The sequence below is a fragment of the Shewanella sp. SM23 genome (assembly GCF_025654295.1).
Lineage (GTDB): Bacteria > Pseudomonadota > Gammaproteobacteria > Enterobacterales > Shewanellaceae > Shewanella > Shewanella oncorhynchi.
In genome coordinates this window covers 208,461-234,480 of sequence record NZ_JAKKRM010000005.1, presented here as the reverse complement: position 1 = coordinate 234,480, position 26,020 = coordinate 208,461, and the positions used below count along the sequence as shown (strand labels likewise).

Genomic DNA, 26,020 nt, shown 5'->3' with positions numbered 1-26,020 from the left:
TCCATTTCAGTCATCCAAATGAGTTGGTTTACCGAAATGTCGCTCCATACCTGTCAAAGATGGCGCAGTATAGATAAAATCCAAATGTGCCAATTAGCAACACTTAAACAAAAAACATCAAAAATAGGACAAAATGGCCTTTATTCTACCTGAACAGCAATTTAATCCAGACCAGCTGGATAATCTGGTCATTGGCATTGCCGCAGATATGGGCGAACACGACTCGGGAGTGCATCACCACAGGAAGGCGCAACTGCTGTACGCCCCCACAGGCGTGATAAGATTCACCCTAGCCGAGACTCAAATGGTGTTACCGCCAACGCGTGCGGCTTGGTTGCCAGCTGGCGTTAAGCACAGCGTCACCATGCGTAATGTGGTTGCCTATCGCTCACTCTACTTTGAACCAGAAACCGTCACTTCATTACCCGATAAAGTCACTATTTTCCATGTAAACCCGCTACTCAAAGCGTTAATCGACACTATGTCGTTTTGGCCTTGGGACAAACCAAGAAGCACTCAGCACAATGCCTTTTTGCTGCTCTGCGAAGAATTGGGCCATGCCGCGGAAGAAAATCTGGCTTTACCCCTCCCACAGGATAAACGTTTAAAAAACTGGCTTGCGCAACTGCAACAGCACCAAAAACCGCCAGCCAATCTTAAGGATATGGCAGTAGAAATCGGAGCCAGTGAACGCACAATTAGCCGCATTTTTAGCGCACAGACGGGAATGGCTTATCAAGCATGGCGCCAGCAATGGCGTTTACTCTCGGCCATTGAACAATTGGCGGCGGGGGCATCGGTAGCGCAGGTGGGCTTTAATTTACAATTTTCCAGTGACAGTGCCTTTATCAGCTTTTTTAAGCAATATACCGGCACCACACCGGCACAATATTTCAAATAAGTACTGGCTCGACTGACTTACAATCGTCGAATCGAGCCTTTCCTCATGTGCATCATGACGCTAGCTGCGACGTTAGGCTTTCAGCGCTGGCGTGGTAGAAGACTTAAACCAAGCAAGCGGTCTTTGACGGCGCGTTAACATGTTACCGAGCGCGACCAGCAAGAGTCCCACACTTGAATACCAAGTCCAGTGATAATCCTCAAACACACTCGATACACTAAGCGCCACCACAGGGGTTATCACCAACAGATACGCCGCTGCGTTAGCGCCAATTCGCTCAACCAAGATCAAATAAGCGGTAAAGCCAATCACAGAGGCGACAACGGCTAAGTAGAACAGGCTGCCAAGATAACTCGTTGTTAGCGGTAAACTAAAGCTTAAACCTTTAAACCAGATGATCAGCAGTAACGCCGCACTGCCGTAGCACATGGCATATGCTGTCGAGGTAAAAGGCGACACATTATCGCGCGAGTTACGCATGCTGATCATATTGCCAATCGAGAAAAACCACGTACCTAGCAACGAAAACAGTAAGCCCCACACTAAGGTTTGTGACCACTGAGTCGCGAGCAAATCGGCGCCAAAGAGTAAGATAATGCCCCCCAGACCGACACCGACTCCTAACCAAAAGTTGCGGGTAGTGGGCGTGCCGTAAAAAATGCGGCCATGTATCGCATTAAAAATGGGCGCAGTGGCCATAATCACCGCCGTTAAACCGCTGGCGATATAATGGGTTGCGGTATAGAACGCGATAAAGTTCAAACAAAATAGACACACGCCTTGCAGTGCAAACCAAGGATGCAGCCTAAGCTTTACCGCTTGCAGCTTGTTAAAGGCAAAGCCGATGGCGAACATCAACAGGCTCGCTATCGCGAAGCGATAAAAAATCGAGACTTCCGTCGCCACCTCACCATGCTGCCACTTAATGGCTATCCACGAAAAACCCCACACAAAAATCATCAGCAAATACATCACAGCAGCCATAATGAGCCCCCTCACCTTCATAAAATACTTAATGAGGCGAACTATACAGCGATGGCTTTCGTCCTTATGTCACCATCTTGTGGGTCATAACACGATATTGCGGTTTTAATCGCGAGCGAACGTTGAGCCGCGTTAATAAGTGCGATAATTTGGACAGACAAAACACTTAGCCAGTGAGATAACAAGGACCCCATGGAGCCCAAATACACCAGTTTTGATAAATCTGCTAAAACCTGTCTTCGCAAACAAGTGATTACGGAGGATTTATCTTGGGCCCATTATCAAAATGCGGGCGAGCGTTTGTATTACCAAAACGATACACAACACACGCTGAGCATGTATCTGGATGGCGGCTACGAAACCCACAGAACCGATATCAAAGCCGACTATGGTGCGCCAAGCAAGTTTTGCCTTATGCCCCAAGGCTGCCAAAGCCATTGGCAACTGGGACAACCGCAGCAGTTTATGCATTTGTATTTTAGCGATGAACATCTGAAGAAACTGGCCGTGCGAGTCTTTGATAAAGATCCACGCCAAGTGCGTTTACCTGAGCTGACCTTTGTCGACAATCCGAGGTTAGAGGCGCTATTTCGGCATCAAGTTGCCGAGCTCAATTGGCAGACCAGTGATAACCATCTGATGATGGAACAGGTAACCGACACTGTGCTGGTGACGTTACTACAAAGTTCCGGCTTTAATTTGTCGGTGGGGCCAATCAAGGGCGGGCTAGCACCTAAAGTGGCGAAAGCGATCAAAGAGTTTATTTATTGCCATTCACATCGGCAGATTTACTTGTCTGAACTGGCCGAGATTGCCCAGCTTAGCGAGTACCATTTTTGCCGCATGTTTAAATGCCAATTTGCGATGACGCCGCAGGAGTATTTGCTGCAAGTGCGCATCGAAAAGGTCAAACAAAGCTTAAGTCATTCAACGCAATCCTTGACCGATATCGCCCTCAATAATGGCTTTGCCAATCAAAGCCATATGGGCCGCTACTTTAAAAAACTCAGCGGCATGTCACCGGGCGAATATCAAAAACATCATCAAGGCCGCTAAGGTACTCAAGTGATTTCCCTGCTCGATTCAATCCTGCGTTAATCTTTGCCCACAGCCTGAGTTAAGGCACGCTGGTTAAACTCGCATTAAAGGGATTATTTTTCAGTCGTATATGAAGTAGCAATGCTGATAAATCAAACGGTTCATTGGCATTATGAGCGTGAAGTGTAAGTACAGAGAACATGCTCGCGCTGGAAATGACTCAACTTTCGCGCCTTTCAAAACCGCCACACCAGTCTGTGTTATAGTCATCACTTAGCTGCTACTGACGTGAGTACTCTGTGAAGAAAATCGCTTTATTTGTGGATGTACAAAACATCTATTACACCTGCCGTGAGGCCTATGGCCGCCAATTTAATTACCGTAAATTATGGCAACACTTAGGTTACGAAGGTGACATAGCCTTGGCCGTGGCTTATGCCATCCATAAGGGCGACGATGGGCAATTGAAATTTCAAGACGCACTAAAGCACATAGGTTTTGAGGTGAAGTTAAAACCGTTTATTCAGCGTAGCGATGGCTCAGCCAAAGGCGATTGGGACGTGGGGATCACCATAGATATTATGGAAGCGGCGAGTGAAGTGGATACAGTGATCTTATTGTCTGGTGATGGCGATTTCGATTTATTGCTGCAAAAAATCCATCAAAAGTATGGCGTTGAAACCCAAGTGTATGGCGTCCCTACCCTGACGGCTAAATCCTTAAGGGATGCAGCGTCTCAATTTCATCCCATAGATGAGGCGTTATTGCTCTAGTCACAAGACAAAAATGCGGCTACTCATCACACTAACCGCATCAAACACCTTCGCCATATTTAAAGGCCACTTTTTGATAATACAAACAACACACTAGTGATAGGTAATATCCGTATACATAGGGGCGAGACGTTTTAGAAAGGCATTACGGGTAGATAGCGGAATATGTTGCTCTTTCATCGATTCAATCAAATGGCCGACTAAGGCATCGAAATCCGCTTGAGTAATATTCAATCCTCTATGACTGTGCTGCATACTTTCGCCGTGATACACGCAGCCGCCATCGGCAACCAGACAGAAATGTTCAATGGCACGCTCACGAAATAACGCAATATCTGTCTCTTGAAAGTGATGCACTATGCGTGGATCTGTGGCAATACGTGCCAGCAAACCATCGACTATCGCCGATACGCCTGCGTTACCACCTAAATCTTGGTATAAGGTTTGCTGGCTTGCGGTTTGGCGACTCAAGTGATTTTGTGATGCTGAGGTTTCGGTCGTTTGCACCGCACAGCCAGTGAAAAAAAATACTGCGACGAAAGGTAATAACTTCACCCGTAAACGCCTCATAACGCCCCCTCCACCGACAGGTACCAACCCCGTTGCTCTTCAAACCCTGCAATGCTGCCCAAATTCGCATAGGCCGTCACCACGGAAAAATGCTTATTGATAAACCACGCTAAAAACACATCTTGCCAATCATCCTCACGGGCAAAAGCTAACTCATCGGGTTTCTGGCGATATTCGATACCCAGTGCCACATTATCCGTCAGCAATACCGCGGCAGAGGCTTCGAACACAAACTGGTAATCATGATTGGCTTGGGTACCAAAACCCAATAAACCCGTTTGATTCGCCTTGGTCGCGCGCACGGTCCCATTGAGTAATACATTTCGTCCCGCTACCGCATCAAAAAATACTTTGCTGGCAGCAACATACAAATCTAAACCCCAATCATCCCGCGCCCCAACCGCCTGAGGAATCGCAAAGTCATCGACTCTTTTATACTGGGCACCTAAGGTAATTTGCGGCATACCCGTATAAAGTAGCTCTCCGGCAAGCTTGTATTTTACGCCGAAGATATCTTGGCCTAACTCGCCGCCCATAGTATCTAAATCAAAGGTTTGCCGCGCAACGCTCAGCTCGAATCGATTATCAAAACTCAAAGAAGCGCCGATCACTTTCAGCGTAAAATCATCGACATAGACACCGGTCGCCATCGCCGTTGCCGACCATTCACCGCTACTACCATAACCGTTGATCACGGCCCATGGCACTATGCCACCGCCAGCACTGCCTTCAATCATCGTCCCGCCGCCAGTCCCGACCACACGGCTACCTTCAGCAAACGTAGGAACAGTGCCCAATAGTAAAAATAGGCAAAACAAAGCCTTAACATAATTCCAAGTTAATGAATTCAACTTCAATGCATTTATGGAAATGTTCACTTGATGCTCCGCTCTAATTCTTTCGACGATGACTCGTTAGTCTAGCGTCTTTGCATATTGACTTGAGTAAACGCGCTTATGTATCAGAGGTATTTGGATGGTTAAACGCCTCGAACCACAGATCAAATTCAGCCGCTTTTAAGGGTTTCGAAAACACGTAACCTTGAATGATATCGCAATCAAGATTGCGCAATATCTCAACACCTTCTTGTTCTTCAACGCCTTCGGCTACTACGGTAAAACCTAAGCCATGGATCAATTTAATACTCGTATCGACTATCATCACATCTTGGCTATCCGTGAGCATGTCTTTGATAAAGCTGCGATCAATTTTCACTTCATTAACGGGTAAAATTTTCAAATAGGCTAATGATGAATGACCTGTGCCAAAATCATCAATGGCAACAGACACGCCCATGTCACGGAATCGCTGTAATACACTCACCACAGTCTGTGCATCTTTCATCACGGCGCCTTCAGTGACTTCGATACAGAGTGCACCGCTTGGCAGATTATTGTCTTTCAGTAAAATGGCGATTTGATTCGGTAAGCGAGTATCGACTAAATCATGGGCCGACAGGTTAATAGCCAGTTTTAGCACTATACCCCGCCGCTGCCATGTCACTAATTGCTGAATTGCCTGCTTCAATACCCACTGGCTAACAATATCAATGTTGCCTGAATTTTCAGCCAGTTGGATAAATTCATCGGGCGGAATAAACCCTAGCGTAGGATGTTGCCAACGGATCAATGCTTCGGCGCCAGTGCACTGGTTTAGGCGTAAATCCACTTTAGGTTGGAACACTAAATACAATTGGTTTTGCGCTAAACCTATAGGCAAATCACGGATAATCGTCAGCTCACGCTGGTATTTCTCATCGGCGCCTTGACGATAACTGACGATGCGTTGCTCTTCGAGACAGGCTTGATTGAGGGCAATTTCGGCGCGGCGCACCAATACATCGATATCAGCACCATTACCATCGATTTCAAGTAATCCCGCACGCACGGTAAGAGAAATATTTGAGCCTTGGATTGGAAAGGGAGACTCCAGCATATCCAATGACTTCAGTAAATGTTCGGGGCGAATACCTTGACTATACAGAAGTAAAAATGAGTCACCGTCTAAACGCGCCAGTAAATCCGGTGTCGGTGCTAATTGCTCTAAGCGACGAGCAAAAAGCAGTAATAAAGTATCGGCGTTGGCAAAACCAATAATATCGTTGATATGGCGGAAATGTTTAATATCTAACAACACCATAGCACCGGATAATTTATCGTTAAGATCCGCCAAATGCTGTTTTGCCGCAAAACGATTGAGTAATCCCGTCAAACTGTCGTGGCGGGATTGATAGACTAAATCCTTTTCCCGCGCTTCAATATCATCGCGCATTAAGGACAAACTTTTGGCCAACACCCGCAGTTCTGCTGGCGCACCTTGAATATTGGCAGGCTGCTTACCTTGACCGATTTTGCGGGCATAATTCACAAGTTGATGCACGGGTTCAGTCAAACTGCCCGACAACCAAATCGCAATCGCAATCGCCAGTGCTAAGGTCAAAGCAAAAATCAGCAGCATATTATTGCGTAGTTGCTGATAACTTTGCTGCCACTTAAGGTTTGATTGATGTAGTAGCGCTAATTGGCTGCCGTTGTGATCATAAAGTTTGATGCCCATAGACAGATGATCTACGGGAATACTTTCACTAGGCATTTTCAGCAAGCTAGGCAATAAGCTCGCCTGCTCAATTACGCTTAACTTTTCATTATCTGATAAGGTTGAAGCGATTTCAGTGCGGCCCGTTGCCTGATTGACAAAACTCACATCGATGCCCGTAATAGCTTTAGCTTGTTGGGCGACCTTCTCATCCAATAAAAAACCCATGCCAACCCAAGCAATTAAGGTCGGCGCCTTCACCGGCTGCAGCACAAACTGATAGCTAGCATGATCAAAATTAAGGATAGCTAACGCATTATGATTGCTGGTGGTCATATTAAATAAGGATTGAATATCATCCTGAGTGAGTCCGGGCAAACTCGAGGTCAAGAGCTCCCCTTTAGGTGATAGCAATACAGCGGCGTCGGCACCAATACGAGATCCATGATTAGATAACACTGACTCAATGGTTTCTTGCTCACCAGTAGCAATCGCGCGCTTAAAACCAAAATCGGCACTGAGTACGGACAAACTTTGACTGAGCTGAATACCGCGATTCGATAACACTTCGAGAAACACATTCGCGCCAATATCGAGGCTTTTCTGTTGCTGTAAAAAGTTATCTTTTTCGGTCGCTGTCAACACAGAAAATGCTGTGGCAAATTGCACTAACGTCAGCACAATAAAGAAAACTAAAATCAGCCGAGCGCGAAAACTATTTAGCATGTAATGGCTTACCTTCAGAATCGTAGTGACCAAATCCCGACGGCGGAGCCGACGGTTTAGCTTGACGCTCAATGTCTAAGGACAGACTGAGTTGATTAGGACCATTAGCGATCAGTAAATCCGTTGGCTCTGATGCCGCCTTCTGCCATGGATGCCAGCGCTTAACTTTATATTGACCGGCGATAAGTCCCTTAAACTGGAGCTCACCTTTTTCGTCCGTCACAGCGACAATAGGGCTATCTGCCACATAGATAAATGCTTGCATATAATCGTGAATATTACAGCCAAGCGCGACCAAACCGGGTTTATCGAACTGAATCGGCGCTTCGGCCTGACCCACATACAATTTAAGTTCGAAAGGTTTAGCTTCTGAAAAAGAATACACATGGTGACGAGTACGATCTAAGTTGGGAAAATCCACCTTTGCACCTTTAGGCACCGCCAGCACAAAGGGGATAAAAGTTCGATTTTTTTGCGACATTTCATAATACTCGATAGGTATTGCATTATCGGGCATCACTGCAGGGATCAGCTCCACAACAGTATCGGCAATGGCCTGTTGTTGCAGATCTACTACATTAATATTGAGTTCAGCAGCCATGACTTGAGGCGTGAAATAGATCAAAACGCAAAGTACTAACGCATATAAAACTCGATATAGGATCATCCGTTACCTCGGGCATAGTGATGCAAGGCCAACAAGTACCTTAGCTGAGTTCTGCGTAAAAAAACGATCTAGATTCATCTAGCATTGTACATTACTAATGTATTGAATAATCATCAAATTATATAGAAAAGTCGTAAAACAGTAACCATTCTAATCATACTGTGATAATGACGCGCTCAAGTGGCAATAAGTTATAAGCTAACAGAATGGCCTGGTAATAGTTATTCATTGTTTCTTATTGATGATCCAGAAAATACCAACGATATTCCTCATTTCTGGTTTTAGTTTTAACCTAGCGAGGAATACCATCACTAAGCATCAATTGACCTAATGTTAATTAACCCCAGCTAAAGATAGTCAAATCTAATCGCTCTCGCCGTGAATAAACAAAAAAGGCCTACTCAATGTAGACCTTTCATGTGTTTTTCAACTAGAAAACAAGCTTAACCGACTGTTATCTCTTTATGCTCATCGGCTTTTTTACTGCCTCTCTTTGCTAAGGCATAGTAAAACAGCGGCGTTAGGATAAGACCAAATACAGTCACCCCTATCATACCAGCGAATACTGCCACGCCCATGGCTTGGCGCATCTCGGCGCCCGCGCCAGTGGAGAACACCATAGGCACCACTCCCATGATAAAGGCGATAGATGTCATCAAGATAGGACGTAAACGTAATCTTGCTGCCTCTAATATCGCCTCCATAGGTGCCATACCGTGATCTTGTTTCTCCTTTGCAAACTCGACAATCAAGATAGCGTTTTTAGTCGCCAGCCCCACCAGCACTATCAGGCCAATTTGGGTGAAGATATTATTATCGCCACCGTAAATCAGCACACCACTGAGGGCTGAAAGTAAGGTCATTGGGATGATTAAGATAATCGCCAATGGCAAGCTTAAGCTCTCGTACTGGGCGGCTAGCACCATAAACACTAAGATGATCACCAGCGGGAAAACCAAAAGACCCGTATTGCCCGCGAGAATTTGCTGATAGGTCAGCTCGGTCCACTCATAAGTCATACCATTAGGTAACGTTTCAGCCAAAATTTTCTCAATCGCCGCCTGCGCTTGGCCGGTACTCACACCGAGCGCTGGACCACCGTTGATTTCAGCGGTCGTGAAACCGTTATAGTGCATCACTCTGTCTGGGCCTGAACTTTGGCTGACGTTGATGAACGAACCTAGCGGGATCATGTCACCATTCAGATTCGGCACCTTTAGCTGACTTATCTGCTGCGGACTTTGACGGAACGCCTCGTCGGCTTGCATATTCACCTGATAGGTTCGACCGAAACGATTGAAGTCGTTGACATAGGTCGAGCCCATATAGGTTTGTAATGTCTGGAAAATTTGATCGAGCGACACTGCCTGCTGTTTCGCTTTAGTCCGATCGATATCCAGTTCAAGTTGTGGCACATTCACTTGATAGCTAGAGAAAACGCCAGCTAACTGAGGATCGGCCCACGCCTTGTACATCACTTGTTGGGTCACCTGATACAAGGCCTCATAACCAAGGTTGGCTCTGTCTTGAATTTGCAGACGGAACCCTCCTATAGTGCCGAGGCCTTGCACAGGTGGCGGCGGGAAGATGGCAATAAACGCGTCTTGAATAGCAGCAAATTGCTGATTCAATTGTCCTGCAATGGCATTCGCCGACAGTTCAGGACTGGTACGCGAGTCAAAATCATCGAGCGCAACAAACACCACGCCTGAGTTAGGACTATTGGTAAAACCGTTGATGCTAAGGCCAGGGAAGGCAATCGAGTGCGCTACTCCGGGGTGATTTAGCGCAATCTCAGACATCTTCTTGATCACACTATCCGTACGTTCAAGGGATGCCGCATCGGGCAACTGAGCAAAGGCCACTAAATACTGTTTATCTTGGCCGGGCACATAACCCGTTGGTGTATTGGCAAATTGCACACCCGTTAACGCCACCATGCCTAAATACACTAGACCAATAATGCCGCCAAAACGGATCACCTTACGCACTAACCAGCCATAACCATCGGATGCACGGTTAAATAAGCGATTAAAAGGCACAAATAACCAAGCACCAAACAACTTATCCATTAGACGGGTTAAGCCGTCCTTAGGTGCATCATGGCTCTTGAGTAACAGCGCCGATAATGCCGGACTTAAGGTCAGTGAGTTAATCGCCGAGATGAAGGTCGAGATAGTAATAGTCAAGGCAAACTGTTTATAGAACTGCCCAGTTAAACCGCTCATAAAGGCCGTTGGAATAAACACCGCCGCCAGCACTAAGGTGGTTGCCACAATCGGGCCAGTCACTTCCTTCATCGCCTTTTGCGTTGCCGCAACTGGGCTTAACCCTGCGGCAATATTACGTTCGACGTTTTCCACCACGACGATGGCATCGTCAACCACAATCCCGATGGCGAGCACCAGCCCGAATAGCGACAAGGCATTTAACGAGAAACCGAGCAGATGCATAAAGGCAAAGGTACCGACCAAAGACACAGGCACGGCCACCAGCGGAATAATCGATGCGCGCCAAGTTTGCAGAAATAGCACCACCACTAACACCACCAGCAACACGGCTTCAAGCAAGGTTTTTACCACAGCTTCAATCGAGCCACGCACGAACACTGTTGGGTCGTAAACGATTTCGTATTCGAGTCCTTCAGGGAATCCTTTAGACAGCTCAGCCATTTTGGCGCGCACATCGTCGGAAATCTGAATCGCATTAGAGCCCGATGCTTGGAATACAGGAATAGCGACCGCATCCTTATTATCGAGTAAAGAGCGCAGCGCATAACTCGTTGCCCCGAGTTCGACCCGCGCGACATCTTTAAGGCGGATCACCTCAGCATTCTGACCAACTTTGATAATGATATCTTCAAATTCAGACAGTTCAGTTAAACGACCTTTAACGTTAATCAAAAGTTGAAAGTCAGCACTGCCACTGGGCTGCGCGCCTAAACTGCCCGCTGCTGCCTGTTGGTTTTGCTCACGCACGGCGGCAATAATGTCTGCGGGCGATAAACCCAGCGCCGAGACTTTATTCGGGTCAAGCCAAATTCTCAGACTGTATTCGCCGGCGCCAAACAAACGTACCGCGCCGACACCATTAATTCGTGCTAACTCGTCTTTGACGTTTAGCGCCGCATAGTTAGACAGATACAACATGTCGTAACGGTTATCCGGCGATAACAAATGCACCACCATGGTCAAGTCTGGCGATGATTTTTCAGTAACAATACCAAGACGTTGTACTTCCTGCGGCAGACGGGGCATAGCGCGATCCACTCGGCTCTGCACTTGGGTTTGCGCCTTATCCACGTCAGTGCCAATCGCAAAGGTGATGGTCAAAGTCATACGTCCATCGGACGTCGCCTGCGATGACATGTACAACATGTCTTCGACGCCGTTGATCTCCTGCTCCAGCGGTGAAGCCACTGTTTCGGCAATCACTTTAGGATTTGCGCCAGGATAATTAGCAGTGACCACTACCGTTGGTGGCACTACCTCTGGATATTCGGTAATAGGCAACTGCCAAACGGCAATCGCCCCAGTGATAAGAAACAGCAATGACAGCACGGCTGCAAATATCGGCCTTTTAATGAAAAATTGCGACAACATAGTGTGTTATTCCTTAACCGCGGCTCGCCGTTTCAACCGCTTGCGCAGTCAAATGCTCTTGGTTTTTATCGAGTATTAACTGGGCTTGGCGTAGCGCCTCGAGCTTGTCGCTGTCGACCATGTCCACTATGTTTGGCTCAATTTGCATCTTAGGACGAACGCGTTGCATACCGTTGACGACGATCTTGTCTTCGGCCATCAAGCCTTGGGTTACAATGCGCAGCCCTTGGACTTTTTCGCCTAAGGTCACACCGCGATATTCGACCGTGCCATCATGAGCGACGACCAGCACAAACTTATTATTGAGATCTGTGCCAACCGCTTTATCGTCAATCAAGATCCCCTCATAGGCGCCACTGCCCGCAGTACGAAGACGCGCAAACAAGCCTGGCAATAGGTTATTGTCTTCATTGTTAAAAGTCGCACGAACTCGAATAGTACCCGTCTGCTTATCCATCGCATTATCCACAAAGTCGACCATGCCAATATGGTGATAATCGCGCTCATTGGCTAAAGCCATGTAAACAGGATTATCGCCAGCACGGGGATCGTTACGTTTGTTCTGCGCAGTTAACTTCACGTATTTAAGGTAGGTTTGCTCGTCCACATCAAAATAGGCATACATGCTGGCGGTAGAGACTAAGCTGGTCAGCACACTCTGCCCTGCGGTGACATAGTTACCCGCAGTGACGTTGGCGTAGGATACTCGGCCATCAATCGGCGCTTGTACTTGGGTATAAGCTAAATCAAGCTCGGCGCGCATGAGTGCTGCTTTCACCGAAGCGACTGCGGCTGCAGTCTGACGTTTATTCGACTCACGGGTATCGAGTAATTCGGCCGAGACCGCCTTTTGGTCAAATAACTTATATGCCCGTTCAAAATCATTAGTGGCCAGTTGCTCAGCAGAGAGTGCGCTAGCAAGATCTGCTTTTAACCGGGCCACTTCCACTTCAAACACGCTTGGATCGATGCGAAATAACACTTCGCCTTTTTTCACTAAGGCGCCTTCTTTAAAATTTACTGAGTCGATATAGCCCGACACCCGCGGGATAAGGGTGACACTTTCTGGCGCCTGTAAACGACCGGTAAACTCATCCCATTCGGTGACTCGCTCATGCAATACCTGAGCGACATCCACCTTAGGTGCACTCGGTGCAGGTCCCTGCTGCGCTGTTTGCTCACCACAAGCTGAAAGGACGAAAGCAGCCACAGCCGTTAACATCATTATTCGTAAAGGTTTGTTACTCATCATATTACTATCCTCAAAGTGGCGGGCATTTCACACTGTTCGAACCACACACATGCAGCTGTGTTACAAACCAAACCAATTAAATACCGACTGGTAAAAAATATTCTGTACTGGACGGTAATATATAGCGTAAAATGATGCTGTCAACAAATTTATGTACCGATCGGTATTTAATTAAAAGTGTGCACTTACCCTAGGCAGGCAATGCGTCCAGAGGCAAAAGGCTACGAGTTTGAACTGCAAAGCATTTTGATGAATATTGAAGCAAACACTGACTAACGCAGATAACATGCTGAACTTAGGTGACACCTTGAATGACTAAGTAGACATATCCCCCTAAGTCCGTCATCGGTGGCAAGTGTGGCTGGACAGGGACTAAACCCATGTCTATCCTAGGGGCAATTGAGAATTGAGGAGCCTAATGATGTCAACCGTCACCCAGACGCCCTGTGTTGGTCGCCCACGAGCTTTTGACACTGACGATGCATTAGCAAAAGCCTTAGAAGTCTTCTGGCTCAAAGGTTTTGAAGGTACATCGTTAACCGATCTCACCCAAGCTATGGGCATTAATAAACCTAGCCTTTATGCCGCTTTCGGTAATAAAGAACAGTTATTTCTCAAGGCGATAGAATTATATGAACAACGCCCCTGTGCGTTTTTCTACCCGGCACTTGAACAAAAAACCGCCTATCAGGTTATCGAGTCAATGCTACTAGGTGCGGCAAGCTCTTTGGTGGATAAAAGCCATCCACAGGGATGTTTGATTGTTCAAGGGGCACTCACCTGTAGTGAAGCAGGACAAGCGATTAAAGATACTTTGATTAATCGTCGCCGTGACGGAGAAATAGCCCTGTGCGAACGACTGCAACGCGCCAAAGATGAAGGTGATTTGCCCGCTGACGCCGATCCCTTGCTGCTTGCCCGTTATATAGGCACTGTATTGCAAGGTATGGCCGTACAAGCGACCAGTGGAATTTGCCCGAATGAACTGCGCAAAGTGGCCGAACTAGTGCTGGCTAACTTTCCGCGTAATAATTAATCCTGATTCACCAATCCTGATCCACAAAAACTAAACCCCAGTATAGTACTCACTTAACTGGGGTTTTATTTATGCTTTGCTTTATTTCTGTCCAACCATTTATTTCTGTCCAACCAAGAGTTCTCTAAACAGTTGTCTGAGTCGTTTCAATAATGGCAGGCTGCTTTTATCTTGATGCTGGATCACATCGACGTTTGCATACCAGCCTATCTGCTCAAATTCTATGGGGACGCGAGTTAAGTTACCCGATAAAACTGAATTGGACGCCATGTGCTCGGGTAACAGACACCAACCATGGCCCTGTAATGCGAGCTCCAATAACACGTAATAGTTATCGGCATACCAAACATCAGGACTGAACGCCTGCTGAAAACTACTGGTTTTAGTATTCCGTGAGCGGATGAGTAATTGTCGATACAGTCGCAATGAGTCCATGTTCGGTGCAACTGATTTTGCTAAGGGATGCGAACTCGCCACATAAAGATCGAATTGAATCACCCCAATACTCTCAAAATCTATACTACTTGGCATAGATAATTCACTAAAAATCAATCCTGTAGATGCTCTTCCCGAATGCACCATGTCGATAATATCTATGCTTGAGGCACTGAGAAACTCGAGTTCGATATTAGGAAAATCACCTTCTAACAACCGAATAATTTCAGATATTCTCTGTATCGGAATGCCTTCATCCATCGCAAGGCACACTTCTGAAGATTGACTACTGAAGAGCGATAAGGCGGTATGTTTGAGCCTACGATGTTGAAGAATCGTCGCTCTTGCGTAGGGCAGTAATTTACTGCCTTCGGCCGTTAATACCGGATAACGACCCGAACGGTCAAATAACTCAACCCCACAGTCAATTTCAAGATTCATCACATGCTGGCTAATCACGGATTGTGCTTTCTTAAGTTGCCTTGCAGCATTCGAAAATGAACCAGACTCTACGGTTTCCATAAAGGCTTCGAGTTGTTCGAGACTAAACATATCGTTTTTACCGATACTATCTAACTATAACTTATCCCTATACTAGATAAAATTATGGCCATAGTCACATTAAATGAATGGGAAATAGCCATGAAAACGACAGAACGTATCTTTAACGCCTTACTCTTTGAAGCGATTGCACTCGCTATTATTATCCCCGTTTCTGCCCTTATATCAGGCAAGGGAACCAGTGAACTTGTCATAGTAGGTATCGCTTTGAGTCTTTATACCGTGGTATGGAACTACTTCTACAACCTAGGATTCGACTGGGTATTTGGGGCAAATCGAGAGCAACGTACTTTGAAAACCAGAATACTGCATACCTTTGGATTTGAAGGGGGACTTATTTTCATTAGCATACCGACCATCGCCTGGTTTCTACAGATAGGTTGGTTGGCAGCCATGGGCTTAGAAGCGGTTTTTTTGATCTTTTTCTTCTTCTACAGCACCCTATTCCATTGGTGTTATGACAAGTATCAGCCCTATAAGACTTGGTTTACTATGCAAGCCACTAAGGTCAAATAGCGCAGCTAAGATCAACACACATCACCATCAAACGAACCTCACTAAACAATTTAGCGATTCGTTTGATGGCAACATTGAAACTTATCCATTTCAATTTCTTCTACTTATACCAATCACATTAAATATCTAATCAGTTCAGAGCCTCACAGGCATCTCAATCCAAGGCGCATTGACGCAGAAATGGTTATTCCCTTTTAAGTCAATGCAACACGGGAGTGGGATGCCTGTGAGGCTCCCGAAGGGCGGGTTTCTACGCGCTTTATACTGCGTTTAAGGCTTTCGACAGAGCACCACTATGCCTTCAAGCCTTCGCCTTGTCTAAAGCGCGTTGAACTCCCGCTGAATGAACAGATATTTAGTACGATTGGTATTAGCAAGAAAGCTAAGCCAGTTCATGTGTTGCCCAGCGTAAAATTCCCCTTAAACACAGTACATAAAAATAATAAACCCGCACACGGTAAACTGAGGTTGTTGAAATATCCTATAAACATCACAAAAGGACTAACTATCAGTAATTAATATTCAAATCATTAGTCTAGATATAATTCTTTATGCTATAAAAGCCATATATTAAGCGGGGAGATGGAAGCAAAATGCGTGCAGGGAACAGAATGAGGCTCAGGATGCAGCAGGCATTAAATTTGCCGTCAGCATTGATACTTAGCATCGTTTTATTGCTCGTATCCATTATTTGTAACATGGCACTCGCTAAAGAAAGCAATGCAATACCAGCAGAATCGCAACCTCAAGCCATAACCTTAGCCGCAGAAGACAGTTGGCCACCTTTCGCCAATCAGTTTGGTCAAGGTATTTCCCATCGTTTAATCCAAGCCGCATTTAAACAGTCGCATATTGAAGTGAATAGCTTAGTTGTACCCTACTCCCGCGCCTTAATGATGGCGGAAAAAGGTGCAGTTGATGGGGTGTTTAACGTCACCCGCGAGAACAGTACTGAGCAACGCTTCATCTTTGGAAACACCCCATTATTTATCGCCACGGCATCTTTTTATCAAAAGAAACAAAAACCTATTCTGGCAGACAATAAATGGGCGCTACCTAAAGGCACCGTTATCGGCGTGATTAAAAGCTATGAATATGGCGATGAGTTTCCCAAATTAGTTAAACAGCAACAGCTCAATATCGTCACCGTCGCCAACCAACAACAGCTCATCAATTTATTATTGATTGGTCGCATAGATGCCGCCTTGATGTTCGACTTAGTCGCCAAGGAAAACCTGAAAAAAATGGGGGTAGATGATGAGATTATTCCTGCATTTGCTAACCACAGCAGCGATATTTTTTTGGCCTTCTCGAAAGGAAATCCGCAAGCACAAACCTTAGCAAGCCAACTCGACGCTGGCTTATCACAGCTAAAAGCCACAGGCCAATACGACAAACTGCTCTTAGTCGCTGACTAATCCACTATCGCTACTAGCGAATGATAGATTACCGCTGCGAGCGAATGATCTCTTGATTCACCCAATATAACAGCTGCTTAATAGCCTTCGACAGGATCTGATTCTGGCGCACAATATAACCTAAACTCGTTGTAGGGAATTGCGGTAGAGGAGTGACTTTAGTGGTGAGATTCGCCTTAGTGTAAACAGAAAACTCCGGTACGATCGCCACACCAAATCCCGCCTCTGCCCAATCGATTTGCGCGTCAACACTGCCGACTTCCATTATTCTGTAATTCGATAAGTTCAGCGACGGTAATGCGGGATCTAACAATTCGCGGGTTCGCGTATCGTGTCCTAATAAAATCAACGTCGGTTGCTCGGCTAAGGGCGTATCCACAGAGGGTTTTGCCTGCTGCCATTGCTGTAAATTATCTCCTATTGCACACCATTTAATCTGTTGTAGCTCAGTAAAATGCAGTGGCTGACTTTCCTTCTGCGCAATCACAAACCCTAAATCTGCCTCGGCATTTTTCACCAATTCAGAGGCTTGTGATGAGGTTGTGTTGAGCAGTGAGAAATCTATTCCCGGAAACTCCGCCTTAAAAAGCTGAAACGGCTGGATCAACAATAACCGCGAGATAATGTCGCTGGCGGCAATGGTCAATGTGCCTTGACTAAGGTCATTAATCGCATTGAGATCCGCCTGACAAATTTGCAGCTCCATTAACGTCTTCTGACTGCTCTCTAACAGGCGAAATCCCGCTTGCGTTAATCGAAAGGGATTACGGTCAATCAACTTGACTCGAGTGCTTTGCTCTAACTGCTTAATATGCAAGCTAACATTGGGCTGCGTCATGTGCAGCGCTGTGGCCGCTTTCCCAAAATGCTTGTATTCAGCTAAAGTCACGAAGGTCTTTAACCAATGGATATCGAGCATAACGTCACCTTTTGCAAAGTATTAGAGTTGATGATAGCCAATGATATATGAAATTCTTATTGGGATGATAACCATAATTAATTTCTCTTATTTAAATGACGGGTCTAGCATAGCGTCTTAATCAATGAGGAGATGTTGTTATGCCGTCGATCGTGGTTGTGGGTGCAAATTGGGGTGATGAAGGCAAAGGCCGCATCGTAGATTATTTAGCCGCGGATGCCGCTGCCAGTATTCGCTTTCAAGGTGGTAACAACGCTGGTCATACCGTCGTCAACGACTATGGCACCTTTAAATTACACCAATTACCAAGTGGCATTTTCAACCCTAACTGCGTTGCAGTTTTAGGCCCTGGCATGGTGATCAGTCCTGAAAAACTCAGTGTAGAAATTGCTGAAGTGCAAGCGGCTGGCATTGAAGTCAAATTATGCATTTCTGACCGTGCTACCCTGTGCTTACCTCTACATGCATTAGAAGATACCTTAGAAGAACAACGTCTTGGCGACCTCGCCTATGGCTCAACCCGTCAAGGGATTGCACCAGCCTATGGCGATCGCGTGATGAAAAAAGGCATTTTAGTCGGCTGGTTAAACCAACCTGAAGTGCTGCAAGAGCGCATTCAATTTATGCTCGACTGGAAATTACCACAGTTAAAAGCACTTTATCCAAGTTGCGATTTTAATCAAACCGCCGCCGAAATGACCGCATGGTTATTAGAAGTGACTGCACCTTGGCGTCCATTTATTTGTAACGTGACAGAGCCATTAAAAGCATTACAAAAACAAGATGCTAGCTTGCTGTTTGAAGCGCAATTAGGTGCTGGCCGCGACTTAGTCTACGGCGAATATCCTTATACCACATCTTCAAACGTGACTGCGGCTTACGCGGGTATCGGCAGCGGTTTACCTGCCCTGCATCCAGAGCGCGTAATTGCTGTCGCGAAAGCCTTTAGCTCATCAGTCGGCACAGGCACGTTAGTGACCGCAATGGAAGAGCAAGACGCCTTCCGCGAAAATGCCAACGAGTTTGGTGCAACGACAGGCCGTCCACGTGACATGGGATATTTTGATGCTGTTGCCACCCGTAATGGTGTTGAGCTACAAGCAGCAACCGAAATTGCCCTGACTAAGATTGATTGTCTTTCTGGCATGAAAGATCTGAAAATCTGTGTTGCCTATGCTGGTGAACACACTGAGAACCCAATTTGGCCACAAACTGCTGCGTTAAGCCCAGTGTATGAGCAAATGCCAAGCTGGAGCGAAGATATTACTGGTTGTCGCACCTTCGAAAGCCTGCCTGTCGCCGCACAACAATATGTTGAACGTATTGAAGCCCTAATGGGTGTACGCGTTAGCATGGTTTCTGTTGGACCAGAGCGCGATCAAATGATCATTCGCTAGTAAACAACGTTTACCCTACAAAAAAGCCATATTCGCCTCGGTGAATATGGCTTTTTACTTTGATATGGTTTGTCATTGAAGAATCACTCAAGACGTTGATAGCAATGACTCGAATACCCCATATTCAAATATCGCCGCTAAGTGAAATAGCATTACTCTTCGAATACGTATTTATCTATCATACCGACCATACGACCAATTTCTGGTTTAGTAATGGTATCGTTAGCACCTAATGCCATCGCCTTTGTGCGGTTATCTTCACTCATTAAAGAGGAAAACATCACAATTGGCATTTGTCGATACGCCTTGGATTCTCTTAAGCGTTTCACCAAATGCATGCCATCCATGCGAGGCATCTCAACATCCGTAATAATGGCGCTGACAAAATCAGAAATAGAAGCATTATCTTGGTCAGCAAGATTCTCAAATTCCATCAGCATTTCAAGGGCATCACCACCATCTTTGGCTGTGATAATGTTGTAACCTGCGCTGCGAAGGGTATTTTCGATCATCTTACGAATAAAAGCGGAATCATCGACAATTAAAATCGTTTTCGCTTCACGTTTCGCCAGCATTTTATCATTGATCAGTACACTTCTATCGAGCGTGACATCGTACTTATCCATACTCAGTTCAGGATTAATATCAGCAATAATTTTCTCAAAATCCAATATCATAATGAGCATGCCATCACGGCGCACTACGGCAACGACACAATCATTTTCACCCGCTTCTAAAAATTGACTCGGCGATTCAACTTGCTCCCACGACACTCTATGGATGCTACGAACACTATCGATTAAGAACCCATTAATCATCTTATTAAAATCAGTCACTATGACCACTTTGTGGGTTAAATCCTCAGGTGTCGATATTCCGAGCCAACCGGCAAGATCGACCAAAGGGATCAACTTTTCTCGCAGCGAGAACACCCCAACCATGTGCCGCTGGGCATTGGGATAATCTGACGTTTCTGGCACCCTAATGACTTCTCTCACTTTGGCGACATTAATACCGTAATGACACACTTTATGGCCACCATTGGGAAGTGTCTTATGTAGATGAAACTCAATAATTTCGAGTTCATTTGTGCCACTCTCTGTCAATATTTCTGATTTTTTAATTTCGCTCATATAAAGCTCTCAACCTAGCAAATCAACGTAAGAAAGGGATTGCAGTTATCAGTATAGGAAGGGATTAATGAATTAGGCACGATAGTGTGATTTTACTGCCTGATTAGCGTGATATTTTTGGGTAACAAGCATTTTATCTATAAGCAGAAAAACGTCACATAACCGAATCTAATAACTATTTCAGTCGTCACATTGTCAATCATGTCCAGATTAAGCATCGCCGTTGCCGACCTAAAGTAGCCTGCACATTTCCCTTAACAGCGCTTTTGTCTCTCCGCATTAGAGGTTTTGTTTTAAGAGATAAGCCGCTAAACTATTGCGCAATAAAACTATCTAGAATAGCCGTACCCCATGCCGCAATTTAGCCCGACCTTTTCTTTCCCAGTGCAAATCTACTATGAAGATACTGATTTTTCTGGCGTGGTGTATCACCCCAACTTTTTGAAATACTTCGAGCGAGCCCGTGAGCATGTGATTGGTGCTGAGCGTTTAAGTGCATTATGGCAACAAAACCAACTGGGTTTTGCTGTGTATCGTAGCGATATGTTGTGCCATGAGGGGGTGGAATTTGCCGATATTATCGATGTTCGGACTAAATTTTACTTTGAGAGCAAGTATCGCACTGTGTGGCAGCAGGAGATTTGGCGTCCACAGGGTAAAAAGCCTGCGGTCACGGCAACAATAGAAATGGTGTGTATGAATCAAGCCCGTCAATTAGCGCCTATGCCGGCAGAGTTAATCGCCATATTAAGTCTTGGTTTCACATCAAGCGAACAAAGCTAATACTCTTACATACAAGTACGCGCGCGATTTCCTGAGCTTATTTCGACATCAGCAAAGGCAACAAAAATCACTCAAAGAAGTACAACTCAAATAGCGATAACTGGACAGTATTAAGGCTCGACTGCAAGCCTTAATACTCTTGATTTAACGAGCATTTGATTTAACGAGCATTTGATTTAACGAGCGCTTACTTTAATGAGCACAAGGTTTAGATTGTATTATGTAGTTGGGCCCAGTTCATTTCGAGTTCGGCGGCACTCATGGGCTTCGCGTAATACATACCTTGTATAGTATCAACCCCCATAGCCACTAACCTATCTCTAATCTCAAGCGTTTCAATTCCTTCAACAGTTACCTCATAACCGAGTTTTTTGGCGATATTAATACTGGCTTCGAGGATGTATTCCGACGGTTTATCCTGCTCCAGATCCTTTAAAAAGGCTTTATCGATTTTGACTTCATTGACGGGTAAATGCTTTAAATAAGCTAAAGAAGAATGACCTGTACCAAAATCATCAATTGCAAGTCTAACTCCTAAGGCACGTATCTTTCCTAACGTCTCAACCGCCTTAGTTAAATCCGCCATTAAAGTGCTTTCAGTAATTTCGATCATCAAAGATTCGGGTGGGAGCTGGTAATAGGCTAATCTTGCAGCAATTTCTTGGGGTAAGGTTTCACTGTCAAGATCCCGTGTCGACAGGTTAACTGCAACACACAATTGTATCCCCGCCGCGCGCCATTTTGCCTGCTGTGCTAAAACCTGATCGAGTGCCCATTGGCTGACTAAATCAATCATGCCAGCATATTCAGCTAAGGGAATAAATTCTCCAGGAGAAATAATCCCGAGTTCGTCATGCTCCCAACGCATCAAGGCTTCAACCTGAAAACATCGACCCGTGGCAATATCCTGTTTAGCTTGATACACCATATATACTTGATTACGTTGCAAACCTTTAGGCAAACTATCGATAATTTTCAGTTCCCTTAACTGACGAATATCATCATTTTGGGCATAGTAAGCAATCGCACTACGAGAATGGCGGGCTTTCTTCAGCGCCAAATCGACTCGACGTAGCATCTGACTCGTGTCGGCGTGGTGTTCTTGTAAATGCAGACAACCGATTTGAAGCTTAACGCTGACTGGCGTGTTCTTAATGTTAAAAGGCACTTGCAACCGCCCTCTTAAGTGGACTAATTGCTCCTCAGTCAACGCTTGCTCGTAATACAAACAAAATTCATCACCATTGAGGCGTGCGATTAATCTCGGGGATAAACTTAAGCTGTTTAAGCGTTCGGCAAATTGCTTCAGCAGGATATCGCCAAATACAAAACCAAAGAGATCATTCACATAGCGAAATCGATAAATATCAATTAGCACTAATGTCCCTTGAGTCAGCGGCATCATGCCAGTAAGAGTACGTTTCAAGCCGACACGATTAACAAGTCCTGTTAGCTTATCCTTACCCACACTTGCCGGTAACGCCTTTAATAATTCATTTAAAGTATGGTAGAGAGGAACAAACGCTTGGGGGACGATGCCAATGTCTAAAGCTTGGCGTTCAACCTTTTGCAGCTCTAGCTGGGTACAAAGCTGTGCTAAAAAATTTTGCTGCGACCGTAAAGATCTGTATTTTGCCTGCAGGATATACAATGAAAATATCAATAAAGCGAGAGAAGCGACAACTAACCCGATTACGAACATACCTTGGCCTCTGCCATACCACGTAAGCTTGTTCTCAAATGACACGATAAAAGATATCAGCGCCATTTGAATTCCATTTAGGCCTAACGATTATTGGTAACTTTCTCTAATTGAATGGAATTTTTCCATAAACTCATCACTGGCTAAATCATCGGTCGTCACAGGTAATCCACGGGCAACAAACACACCGAGACGTTGCTCTAGTTCAGTGCCCGCTCGCAATTCACCGGTATAAAAGGCCGCTGCACGGATAAAGTCGAGATAGGTGACATGATCGGGTAGATAAGGTAAATCAGCCCAACGCTCAACCACTTCCATCACTTCGGTAGAGAAATCCCAACTTTTCAAAACAGCACGACCCAAAGGCCCTTGCATTTTACGTACGAGCGCGCGTAATTGATCAATGCTAGTGAATAAATGGGGATGCGCCTCCGCTTCTGTTAATACAGGTAAGGCGCCAATGTTATGCACGAGTCCAGCTAAGGTTAAGGTATCAAAATTTAACCGGCTGGTTGAATGGCGCTTATTGTACATCTGCAACATGGCACAAGACGCAGCAGTTACATCGATTGAGGTACGCCACACTTCGTCCATGACTTCCCACACCATTTCATTGGTGGAAATAAATAATTGCTCCATCGCCACCGAAGTGGCAATGCTTTTAATCTGGATTAAACCAATACGAGAAACCGCACTGTTGATACTTTCAGCTGGCACGCCTCGGCTATATAGCGCGCTGTTGGCGACCTTAATAATACGCGCAGAAATCGCGGCATCTTGGCCGATCACTTCTGCCACTTGTTTAAGGCTCGCATCGGAGCGTCCAACCACTTCTTGCACCCGCATCGCCACTTCAGGCAAGGTCGGTAGTACTAAGGCATCGTCTTTTAGTTTTTTTAATAAACTGACTAACAGTAGATGTTCGGTAGACATCTTAACTCCCATCAATCTGTAAACATCAACATTGGATTGTTGGAGTATATCAGTTGGCTGTCATTAGATGCGTAGAAAAAACTGCAGACGTTAATAATTTGTATGATTGCGTTATCAATTTTGCCTTACTTATCTGTCTGGATCATCGACCTCAATCATCACTCAAGTTGAAATATTCCGCTCCAGTTGATCTAAGCCAAACTCACTATATTCGTAAAATGTGAAGTACTGCTAAAGTTAACTAAGGCAATTTGCATACCCCTACTTTCATTGTGTAAAATGCCGCCCCCGCGCACCGCGTCATTTATTAACCCATTTGAGAGTGATTATGTTTAAACCTGAGCTACTGTCTCCAGCTGGAACCTTAAAGAACATGCGCTACGCCTTTGCCTATGGCGCAGATGCAGTGTATGCCGGTCAGCCAAGATATAGTCTAAGGGTACGTAACAATGACTTTAAAATGGAAAACCTTGCCACTGGGATTGAAGAAGCCCATGCACTCGGTAAAAAGCTGTATGTGGTGAGCAATATCGCCCCCCACAATGCCAAGCTAAAAACCTATATCAAGGACATGGAACCCGTAGTGGCGATGAAGCCTGACGCACTGATCATGTCCGATCCCGGTTTAATCATGATGGTGCGTGAAGCGTTTCCTGATCAAGTGGTGCATTTATCCGTGCAAGCGAATGCCATCAACTGGGCCTCGGTAAAGTTTTGGCAAACCCAAGGCATCAAACGCGTGATCCTGTCACGCGAATTGTCTTTAGATGAAATCGAAGAAATTCGTCAGCGCTGCCCCGATATCGAGCTTGAAGTGTTTGTGCATGGCGCCCTGTGTATGGCGTATTCAGGCCGTTGTTTACTCTCGGGTTATATCAATAAACGCGATCCTAACCAAGGCACCTGCACTAATGCTTGTCGCTGGAAATACGATGTACACGAAGCGCAGCAAAATGACAGCGGTGACATCATTGCCATGCCAAATGCGGTGCAAATTGAAACGCCAACGACCTTAGGCGCAGGCGCTCCCACAGATCAAATTTACCTACTACAGGAAGCCAATCGCCCCGGCGAATACATGCCCGCCTTCGAAGATGAGCACGGCACTTATATCATGAACTCTAAAGACTTACGGGCCATTCAGCACGTTGAGCGCCTGACTAAAATGGGCATAGACTCGCTCAAAATTGAAGGCCGCACTAAGTCCTTCTATTACGTTGCCCGTACCGCACAACTGTATCGCCGCGCGATTGAAGATGCTTCATCGGGTAAAAATTTCGACCGCAGCCTAATGAATCAATTAGAAGGCCTAGCCCACCGTGGTTATACCGAAGGCTTCTTACGTCGCCATGTCCATGATGAATACCAAAATTATGACTATGGCTACTCAGTTAGTGACACCCAACAATTTGTAGGTGAACTGACGGGCAAACGTAATCTTGCAGGATTGGCCGAAATTGAAGTAAAAAACAAGTTCTCCGTTGGCGACAGTGTTGAACTGATGACGCCGCAAGGCAATATCAGTTTGACGATTGAACAACTCGAAAATCGCAAAGCTGAAGCGGTTGAAGCCGGTTTAGGTTCGGGGCACACTGTATATCTGCCCGTGCCGAAAGAAGTCGATTTGAGTCACGGAATTTTGCTGCGTAATTTGCCCCAAGGTCAGGATACTCGCAACCCACATGAACTAGGTTAAGATCATGGCACTACTGATCGACGATAGCTGCATCAATTGCGACATGTGTGAACCTGAATGTCCTAATCAGGCTATCACTATGGGCGAAGAGATCTATGAAATCGACCCAGACCGCTGCACTGAATGTGTGGGTCACTACGACAAACCGACTTGCGTGTCTGTCTGCCCCATTGATTGCATCGACCCAGATCCAAACCGTGTCGAATCTAACGACGAATTGTTAGTGAAATTTGCCGTGTTAACGCAAAAAGCTTAATCACGTCACCTGACCGAGTGGCTATAATGCCTCTCGGTCAAATCTACCCTAATACCTGCCATAACCTGCGCAAAACAAGCCGCATAAAAAATCACAATAAAGATGCATTTAACGGTATGAAAAACCTTTAAATCGCTTAAATCCAAGCCTTTATTTCAGCATTAGTCAAAACACTACTTTAGACTGA

The 26,020-nt window shown here is 45.5% G+C and carries 22 protein-coding genes; 10 read left to right on the top strand and 12 right to left on the bottom strand.

Annotation, left to right across the window (positions count from 1 at the left end; all coding sequences use genetic code 11):
- Positions 1–133: 133 nt before the first annotated feature.
- Entirely contained in the window at positions 134–901 is a 768-nt protein-coding gene (locus L5L98_RS09115; protein ID WP_263140183.1) for an AraC family transcriptional regulator, read from the top strand.
- Between the two features lie 72 nt (positions 902–973).
- On the opposite strand, the gene L5L98_RS09110 is transcribed toward L5L98_RS09115, so the two are convergent.
- Positions 974–1,885 carry a DMT family transporter gene (locus tag L5L98_RS09110; protein WP_263140181.1) on the bottom strand — a complete coding sequence of 304 codons (912 nt, stop codon included), beginning with the start codon at positions 1,883–1,885 and terminating at the stop codon, positions 974–976.
- A gap of 192 nt (positions 1,886–2,077) precedes the next feature.
- On the opposite strand from L5L98_RS09110, the gene L5L98_RS09105 reads away from it, so the two are divergent.
- The gene (locus L5L98_RS09105; protein ID WP_263140179.1) at positions 2,078–2,941 is read left to right on the top strand and encodes a helix-turn-helix transcriptional regulator; all 864 of its coding nucleotides are present in this window, start codon (positions 2,078–2,080) and stop codon (positions 2,939–2,941) included.
- A 281-nt stretch (positions 2,942–3,222) separates the two neighbouring features.
- Positions 3,223–3,696: an NYN domain-containing protein gene (locus L5L98_RS09100; RefSeq protein ID WP_006082658.1), complete on the top strand. Its 474-nt coding sequence runs from the start codon at positions 3,223–3,225 to the stop codon at positions 3,694–3,696.
- Positions 3,697–3,789: 93 nt separating this feature from the next.
- Here L5L98_RS09100 and L5L98_RS09095 read toward each other — a convergent pair whose 3' ends face one another.
- From L5L98_RS09095 to L5L98_RS09070, 6 genes are all read right to left on the bottom strand, one after another.
- Positions 3,790–4,266: a group I truncated hemoglobin gene (locus L5L98_RS09095; RefSeq protein WP_263140175.1), complete on the bottom strand. Its 477-nt coding sequence runs from the start codon at positions 4,264–4,266 to the stop codon at positions 3,790–3,792.
- Complete coding sequence (locus L5L98_RS09090) at positions 4,263–5,144, bottom strand: DUF3034 family protein (protein ID WP_263140172.1); 882 nt, start codon at positions 5,142–5,144, stop codon at positions 4,263–4,265. Before L5L98_RS09090 ends, L5L98_RS09095 begins: the two co-directional genes overlap by 4 nt.
- Positions 5,145–5,220: 76 nt before the next feature.
- Positions 5,221–7,527: a GGDEF domain-containing phosphodiesterase gene (locus L5L98_RS09085; RefSeq protein ID WP_173497527.1), complete on the bottom strand. Its 2,307-nt coding sequence runs from the start codon at positions 7,525–7,527 to the stop codon at positions 5,221–5,223.
- On the bottom strand, positions 7,517–8,194 hold the full coding sequence (locus L5L98_RS09080; RefSeq protein ID WP_263140168.1) for a methylamine utilization protein: 678 nt from the start codon (positions 8,192–8,194) through the stop codon (positions 7,517–7,519). Before L5L98_RS09080 ends, L5L98_RS09085 begins: the two co-directional genes overlap by 11 nt.
- 443 nt (positions 8,195–8,637) lie before the next feature.
- Positions 8,638–11,796: an efflux RND transporter permease subunit gene (locus L5L98_RS09075; RefSeq protein WP_263140166.1), complete on the bottom strand. Its 3,159-nt coding sequence runs from the start codon at positions 11,794–11,796 to the stop codon at positions 8,638–8,640.
- 13 nt (positions 11,797–11,809) lie between these two features.
- Positions 11,810–13,048, bottom strand: coding sequence for an efflux RND transporter periplasmic adaptor subunit (locus tag L5L98_RS09070; protein ID WP_263140165.1), 1,239 nt, complete (start codon positions 13,046–13,048; stop codon positions 11,810–11,812).
- Positions 13,049–13,466: 418 nt separating this feature from the next.
- Between L5L98_RS09070 and L5L98_RS09065 the strand changes: the two genes are divergently transcribed.
- Entirely contained in the window at positions 13,467–14,084 is a 618-nt protein-coding gene (locus L5L98_RS09065) for a TetR/AcrR family transcriptional regulator (protein WP_198572928.1), read from the top strand.
- A gap of 99 nt (positions 14,085–14,183) precedes the next feature.
- Here the strand turns inward: L5L98_RS09065 and L5L98_RS09060 are convergent, their stop codons facing one another.
- Positions 14,184–15,071 carry a LysR family transcriptional regulator gene (locus tag L5L98_RS09060; protein ID WP_263140162.1) on the bottom strand — a complete coding sequence of 296 codons (888 nt, stop codon included), beginning with the start codon at positions 15,069–15,071 and terminating at the stop codon, positions 14,184–14,186.
- A 90-nt stretch (positions 15,072–15,161) separates the two neighbouring features.
- Between L5L98_RS09060 and L5L98_RS09055 the strand changes: the two genes are divergently transcribed.
- Both L5L98_RS09055 and L5L98_RS09050 read left to right on the top strand, forming a co-directional pair.
- Entirely contained in the window at positions 15,162–15,596 is a 435-nt protein-coding gene (locus L5L98_RS09055) for a PACE efflux transporter (RefSeq protein ID WP_263140161.1), read from the top strand.
- A 593-nt stretch (positions 15,597–16,189) separates the two neighbouring features.
- A complete protein-coding gene (locus L5L98_RS09050; protein WP_263140160.1) occupies positions 16,190–17,014 on the top strand; it encodes a substrate-binding periplasmic protein in 825 nt (274 codons plus the stop codon).
- 28 nt (positions 17,015–17,042) lie between these two features.
- Here L5L98_RS09050 and L5L98_RS09045 read toward each other — a convergent pair whose 3' ends face one another.
- The gene (locus L5L98_RS09045; RefSeq protein ID WP_028761417.1) at positions 17,043–17,933 is read right to left on the bottom strand and encodes a LysR family transcriptional regulator; all 891 of its coding nucleotides are present in this window, start codon (positions 17,931–17,933) and stop codon (positions 17,043–17,045) included.
- A gap of 140 nt (positions 17,934–18,073) precedes the next feature.
- On the opposite strand from L5L98_RS09045, the gene L5L98_RS09040 reads away from it, so the two are divergent.
- The gene (locus L5L98_RS09040) at positions 18,074–19,330 is read left to right on the top strand and encodes an adenylosuccinate synthase (protein WP_263140156.1); all 1,257 of its coding nucleotides are present in this window, start codon (positions 18,074–18,076) and stop codon (positions 19,328–19,330) included.
- A 152-nt stretch (positions 19,331–19,482) separates the two neighbouring features.
- Here L5L98_RS09040 and L5L98_RS09035 read toward each other — a convergent pair whose 3' ends face one another.
- On the bottom strand, positions 19,483–20,463 hold the full coding sequence (locus tag L5L98_RS09035) for a chemotaxis protein (RefSeq protein WP_105251730.1): 981 nt from the start codon (positions 20,461–20,463) through the stop codon (positions 19,483–19,485).
- Positions 20,464–20,814: 351 nt separating this feature from the next.
- On the opposite strand from L5L98_RS09035, the gene L5L98_RS09030 reads away from it, so the two are divergent.
- On the top strand, positions 20,815–21,246 hold the full coding sequence (locus L5L98_RS09030; RefSeq protein WP_105251729.1) for a thioesterase family protein: 432 nt from the start codon (positions 20,815–20,817) through the stop codon (positions 21,244–21,246).
- A gap of 208 nt (positions 21,247–21,454) precedes the next feature.
- Here L5L98_RS09030 and L5L98_RS09025 read toward each other — a convergent pair whose 3' ends face one another.
- Both L5L98_RS09025 and L5L98_RS09020 read right to left on the bottom strand, forming a co-directional pair.
- The gene (locus L5L98_RS09025; RefSeq protein ID WP_263140303.1) at positions 21,455–22,948 is read right to left on the bottom strand and encodes a putative bifunctional diguanylate cyclase/phosphodiesterase; all 1,494 of its coding nucleotides are present in this window, start codon (positions 22,946–22,948) and stop codon (positions 21,455–21,457) included.
- A 90-nt stretch (positions 22,949–23,038) separates the two neighbouring features.
- The gene (locus L5L98_RS09020) at positions 23,039–23,881 is read right to left on the bottom strand and encodes an HDOD domain-containing protein (protein ID WP_028761421.1); all 843 of its coding nucleotides are present in this window, start codon (positions 23,879–23,881) and stop codon (positions 23,039–23,041) included.
- 328 nt (positions 23,882–24,209) lie between these two features.
- Here L5L98_RS09020 and yegQ point away from each other — a divergent pair, with 328 nt between their 5' ends.
- Positions 24,210–25,577: a tRNA 5-hydroxyuridine modification protein YegQ gene (yegQ, locus tag L5L98_RS09015; RefSeq protein WP_263140153.1), complete on the top strand. Its 1,368-nt coding sequence runs from the start codon at positions 24,210–24,212 to the stop codon at positions 25,575–25,577.
- 4 nt (positions 25,578–25,581) lie between these two features.
- Complete coding sequence (locus L5L98_RS09010; protein ID WP_006082676.1) at positions 25,582–25,833, top strand: YfhL family 4Fe-4S dicluster ferredoxin; 252 nt, start codon at positions 25,582–25,584, stop codon at positions 25,831–25,833.
- Positions 25,834–26,020 lie beyond the last annotated feature (187 nt).